The organism is Streptomyces viridosporus, assembly GCF_002078235.1.
In the GTDB taxonomy this organism is placed as follows: Bacteria; Actinomycetota; Actinomycetes; order Streptomycetales; family Streptomycetaceae; genus Streptomyces; species Streptomyces viridosporus.
This window is the reverse complement of the sequence record NZ_MSGP01000696.1, coordinates 1-5,222: the sequence shown is the minus strand read 5'-3', so window position 1 is coordinate 5,222 and position 5,222 is coordinate 1. Positions and strand designations below refer to the sequence as shown.

General features: G+C 73.8%; 5 protein-coding genes. 3 read left to right on the top strand and 2 right to left on the bottom strand.

The window, feature by feature from the left end:
• The coding region (soxR, locus tag B7L92_RS36010; RefSeq protein WP_081241395.1) for a redox-sensitive transcriptional activator SoxR at positions 1–447 on the top strand (447 nt) is incomplete at its 5' end.
• Between the two features lie 545 nt (positions 448–992).
• Here the strand turns inward: soxR and B7L92_RS36000 are convergent.
• Complete coding sequence (locus B7L92_RS36000) at positions 993–1,595, bottom strand: hypothetical protein (protein ID WP_081241393.1); 603 nt, start codon at positions 1,593–1,595, stop codon at positions 993–995.
• Between the two features lie 407 nt (positions 1,596–2,002).
• Positions 2,003–3,253, bottom strand: coding sequence for an exo-beta-N-acetylmuramidase NamZ family protein (locus B7L92_RS35995; protein ID WP_081241392.1), 1,251 nt, complete (start codon positions 3,251–3,253; stop codon positions 2,003–2,005).
• Between the two features lie 225 nt (positions 3,254–3,478).
• On the opposite strand from B7L92_RS35995, the gene B7L92_RS35990 reads away from it, so the two are divergent.
• Both B7L92_RS35990 and B7L92_RS35985 read left to right on the top strand, forming a co-directional pair.
• A complete protein-coding gene (locus tag B7L92_RS35990; protein WP_081241391.1) occupies positions 3,479–4,252 on the top strand; it encodes an SDR family oxidoreductase in 774 nt (257 codons plus the stop codon).
• 196 nt (positions 4,253–4,448) lie between these two features.
• Entirely contained in the window at positions 4,449–5,042 is a 594-nt protein-coding gene (locus B7L92_RS35985) for a TetR/AcrR family transcriptional regulator (RefSeq protein ID WP_016826963.1), read from the top strand.
• Positions 5,043–5,222: the final 180 nt, after the last annotated feature.

Below are 5,222 nucleotides of genomic sequence, written 5' to 3'. Positions count from 1 at the left end.
AGCGGCGCCGCCGTCTCCGCCCTGCACTTCTACGAGTCCAAGGGCCTGATCAGCAGCCGCCGAACCACGGGCAACCAGCGCCGCTACAGCCGTGACACCCTGCGCCGGGTCGCCTTCATCCGGGCCGCCCAGCGCGTCGGCATCCCGCTCGCCACCATCCGCGAGGCGCTCGCCGAGCTCCCAGAGGAACGCACGCCCACCCGGGACGACTGGGCCCGCCTCTCCGAGGCCTGGCGCTCGGAGCTGGACGAGCGCATCAGGCAGCTCAACCGCCTGCGCGACCACCTCACCGACTGCATCGGCTGCGGTTGCCTCTCCCTGGACACCTGTGTCCTGTCCAACCCGGACGACGTCTTCGGCGAACGGCTCACGGGTTCCCGCCTGATGGCCGAGAACGGGGGCGGAGGACGACGCCGCGCACGCCGGGAGCCGGAGCGGAACCGCTGAACGCGGGTGCCCGCACGGCACCGGGCACCGGGACGCCCCGGCGCGATCCGTCGCCCGGGACGGTCCCACGGCATCCGCCGGGGCCGCCCGTGGATCTCCACGGCCTCCGCGCCGGCCGCACGGAGGACTCCGCCGGCCGTCCGTCCGGCCGTCCGTCCGGCCGTCCGTCCGGCCGTCCGTCCGGCCGTCCGTCCGGCCGTCCGTCCGGCAGGAGCAGCGTGTCCTCCGGGCCGCTGCGGGCCGCCGGTCCCGGCCGGCCCGCGAGGCGCGGCACCGGGCGGGCGCCGCCCTCCTCGCCGTGCGGCAGGACCGGCCGGCCGTGCGCGGAGCCCGGCTCGGGCAGCGGGGCGTGCGCGGACCGCGCGGCGCTCACCGCGCTCCGGGTCCCGTTCGAGATCCGCCCGCGGGCCCACCCGTACTCTGCCGGCCCCCTGGCTCCCTGCTCCCTGCCACCGTCCGCTTCACGGAGGGGTCCCGGAGGAGGACGGCGGGGGCGCGGCATCCCCGGCGCGCCCCCGCCTCCTCAGGTACTTCTCGGGTACTTCTCAGGCCGACACCGGCAGCCTCGTCCGCCTGGAGTCCGCCAGGGCCTCGGGGGTGAGCACGGGGCGCGGCACCAGGATTCCGCAGTCCGTGCAGACCGGGCCCGCCGACGGCTCGTGGTCCAGGTCGTACCGCCACATGAGCCGTTCCCCCCGGCACACGGGGCAGACCGAGCCCGGCTCGCGCTCCAGCGCGGCGATCAGCCGCCGCAGCACCTCGGCCAGCGGCTCCCGCGGATGCACCCGCGGATCGTCGCACCAGGCCACACCGAAGCCGCCCCAGGTCAGTCGGTGCCAGTCGTCCACACTGCCCGGCCTGCGCAGGCCGTCGTGCTTCTCCTTCCTGCGGCGCTCGGCGAACTCGACCTCGTAGGCCAGCCAGACCGCCCGGGCCTCCTCCAGCTCCTCCAGTGCGGCCACGAGCCGCACCGGGTCGACGGAGCGGTCCTCGGGGTCGAACCCGGCCCGCGCGCACAGATGGTCCCAGGTCGCCCTGTGCCCATAAGGAGCGAACCGTTCAAGGCACTTGCGCAGCGAATAACGCCGCAGTGCCAGGTCGCACCGCGGATCTCGGACCTGTCTCGCCAGACTCCGGAAACCGGCCATCGTCCTGCACCTCCGTCACACCTGCACCTGTAGTCCGTCCGTTCGGCGTCGCCGAACGGGCGTCGCCGAATAGACGTATCGACACCCGGATCGGCTCCATCCTTTTTCCGATGGCCCCCATCAGCCGGCCGCAGGGCTCACGCGTCAACTCCCGTGGCGCGTGCTTCAGTTGTGGTCGTCCTCGACGCGGGGACGTCGGCGGTGACACCCTGTCCCGCCGGGCCGGGGCCGCACGCCGCGGCGCGTCCTGCGACCCGTCCCCGCCGGACTGAGAACTCCCCGCGGCTTCCACGGGTTCCTGGAGAGCCCCTCGGTATGCGCCCGGATCGCGTCGGTTTCGGTCGGAAATCCCGGAGGAAACGAAAAAGTGGTGGGCCGGATCACTCCGGCCCACCACCGAGATCCGCTCAGCGGTACAGCAGGTACTCCCGCCGCGTCCTGCGGAACGCCGCCAGCTCCTCGTGCCAGCCGGCCACCACCTCGTCCGTGTCCGCCCCCGCGTCGATCATCGTGCGCACCCGCGCGGAGCCGGTGAGCTTGTCGATCCAGTGGTCCGGACGCCAGGCGAAGTCGCTCCACACCCGCTTGGCCGTGATCAGCAGCCCGATCCCCGTGCGCACCGGATCGAACGCCTCCGGGTCGTGCACGTGGAGCTGCACGCCCCCGACGGTCCTCCCCTGGAACTTGGAGAACGTGGGCGCGAAGTACGCCTCACGGAACCGCACGCCCGCCAGCCCCAGCCCGTTCGCCCCGTCCGCCCAGCGCCCGTCGATCCCCTCGGCGCCCAGCAGCTCGAACGGCCGGGTCGTCCCGCGCCCCTCGGAGAGGTTGGTGCCCTCGAACAGACACGTTCCCGAGTACACCAGCGCGGTCTGGGGCGTCGGCATGTTCGGGCTCGGCGGCACCCAGGGCAGCCCGGAGGCCTCGTGGAAGTCCGACCGCTTCCAGCCCGACATGAGCACGGTCTCCAGCGGCACCGGAGCCCGGAGGAACTCCCCGTTGAACAGCCGTGCCAGCTCCGCCACCGTCATCCCGTGCGCCTGCGCGATCGGCTTCCGCCCGACGAAGGTGGCGAACTCCTCGTGCAGCACCGGGCCCAGGGCCGCCCGCCCCGTCACCGGGTTCGGCCGGTCCAGGACCACGAACCGCTTGCCCGCGAGCCCCGCCGCCTCCATGCAGTCGAACAGGGTCCAGATGTAGGTGTAGAAGCGCGCGCCCACGTCCTGGATGTCGAAGACGATCGTGTCCACGCCGGAGGCGGTGAAGACGTCGGCGAGCGGCTGACCGCTCTTCAGGTAGGTGTCGTAGACCGGCAGTCCGGTCGCCGGGTCGTCGTACCGTCCCTCGGAGCCGCCCGCCTGCGCGGTGCCCCGGAAGCCGTGCTCGGGGCCGAAGACGGCGATCAGGTCCACGCGGTCGTCGGCGTGCATGACGTCCACGATGTGCCGTGCGTCCCGGGTGATGCCCGTCGGGTTGGTGACGACGCCGACCCGCTGCCCGTCGAGCGGCGCGTAGCCGTCCGCGGCGAGCCGCTCGAACCCGGTGCGCAGTTTGCGGCCCGCCGCCGGGGCCCGCCCGGAAGCCGCGTGCGCCGGGGCCGCGGAGGCCGCCACCGCGGCCGTGGTGGTGGCGAGCAGGCTCCGTCTGGACAGCTTCATGCGGTGGCCTCCGTGATCGCGTCGGATGTCATGACCATGCACGCTAGCGCGCATGACCGCGGCGGGGAACGAACCGGACCGGCCCGGCTCGGATCTCCTCTTCCGCAGGGCATACCGACCGGTTAGTCTGGCGCGACGGAAGGACCGCCGCAGCCGCCGCACGACCGGAGCCGACCCGCGCGGCGCCCGTACGGCGGTGCGGGCAAGCCGCGTCGAAGGAGGCCGATGGTGGGAGCCGTGCAGGGTGCGAAGGTGGTCGTCACGGGGGCCGGGGGCGGCATCGGGGCGGCGCTCGCCCGCCGCTTCGCCGACCAGGGGGCGCAGGTCGTCGTCAACGACCTGGACGCCGACCGGGCGAAGGCCGTCGCCGAGGAGATCGGCGGCATCGCCGTCCCGGGCGACGCCTCCTCGACCGTCACCGAGGCCCGCGACGCGCTCGGCGGGACGGTCGACGTCTACTGCGCCAACGCGGGCGTCGGCCGCGACGGCGGGGAGCCCGGCGGACCGCTCGACGAGCAGGGCTGGGCGCTCTCCTGGGACGTCAACGTCATGGCCCACGTCCGCGCGGCGCACGCGCTGCTCCCGGACTGGCTGGAGCGCGGCAGCGGCCGCTTCGTCTCCACCGTCTCCGCGGCCGGACTGCTCACCATGATCGGCACCGCCCCCTACAGCGTCACCAAGCACGGCGCGTACGCCTTCGCCGAGTGGCTCTCGCTGACGTACCGCCACCGCGGCGTGAAGGTCCACGCGATCTGTCCGCAGGGCGTGCGCACCGACATGCTCGACGCCAGCGGAAGCGCGGGCGACCTGGTGCTCAAGCCGACCGCGATCGAGCCGGAGGACGTGGCCGACGCCCTCTTCCGGGGCATCGAGGAGGACCGCTTCCTGATCCTGCCGCACCCCGAGGTCGCCGAGTACTACCGGGCCCGCGCCACCGATCCCGACCGCTGGCTCACCGGCATGAACCGCGTCCAGCAGCACTGGGAGGCGTCCCGGTGACCGGCCCCCGCCGCGCGGGACGGACCCGGATGCGCGCGCCGCGCGCGGCAAGGAGAGACTGGCCGCCCACCCGCACCCGTGCCAGGAGGAGCTCCTGCCCGACGTGCCGGAGGCGGTCAGTGGGAAGATCCTCCGTCGGGAACCTCGTTCCCTGACGCACGACAACCGACAGCGACACGGAAGGCAGGTGGCGGCAGTGCCCAGGACGACGGACGGTGACGGGACCCCTGTGCCGCAGCGGCTCCTGGCCGCCGCCACCCGGCTCTTCGCCGAGCAGGGCTACGACCGCACCTCGGTGCAGGAGATCGTCGAGGCGGCCGGCGTCACCAAGGGGGCGCTCTACCACTACTTCGGCTCCAAGGACGACCTGCTGCACGAGGTGTACGCGCGCGTGCTGCGCGTCCAGCAGGAGCGCCTGGACGCCTTCGCGGACGCCGACGAGCCGATCGAGAAGCGCCTGCGCGGCGCGGCGGCCGACGTCGTCGTCACGACGATCGAGAACCTCGACGACGCGTCGATCTTCTTCCGCTCCATGCACCACCTGAGCCCGGAGAAGAACAAGCAGGTGCGCGCGGAGCGCCGCCGCTACCACGAACGCTTCCGCGCGCTGATCGAGGAGGGCCAGGAGGCGGGCGTCTTCTCCCGGGCGACCCCCGCCGACCTGGTGGTGGACTACCACTTCGGCTCCGTGCACCACCTGTCGACGTGGTACCGCCCCGACGGCCCGCTCAGCCCGCAGCAGGTCGCCGACCACCTGGCGGACCTGCTGCTGCGGGCGCTGCGCCCATGAGGCGCCTGAGGCGCGTGCCTGTGGAGCGTGCCTGTGAAGCGTTCACGAGGCGTCCGTGAGGCACCCGTGAGGTGACCGGGCGGGGCCGCCGCGGGGCCGCGCGGCCCCGGCCCGTGCCGGACCCACCGGCGGGCCCCGCCCGGCCCGCGCCGCAGACGATGCGGCGCCGCAGGTCCGCGG

Excerpts from the sequence above, each read along its gene's own strand:
- B7L92_RS36000 (WP_081241393.1), bottom strand. The coding sequence starts at position 1,595 with ATGGCCGGTTTCCGGAGTCTGGCGAGACAGGTCCGAGATCCGCGGTGC.
- B7L92_RS35995 (WP_081241392.1), bottom strand. The coding sequence starts at position 3,253 with ATGAAGCTGTCCAGACGGAGCCTGCTCGCCACCACCACGGCCGCGGTG.
- B7L92_RS35990 (WP_081241391.1), top strand. The coding sequence starts at position 3,479 with ATGGTGGGAGCCGTGCAGGGTGCGAAGGTGGTCGTCACGGGGGCCGGG.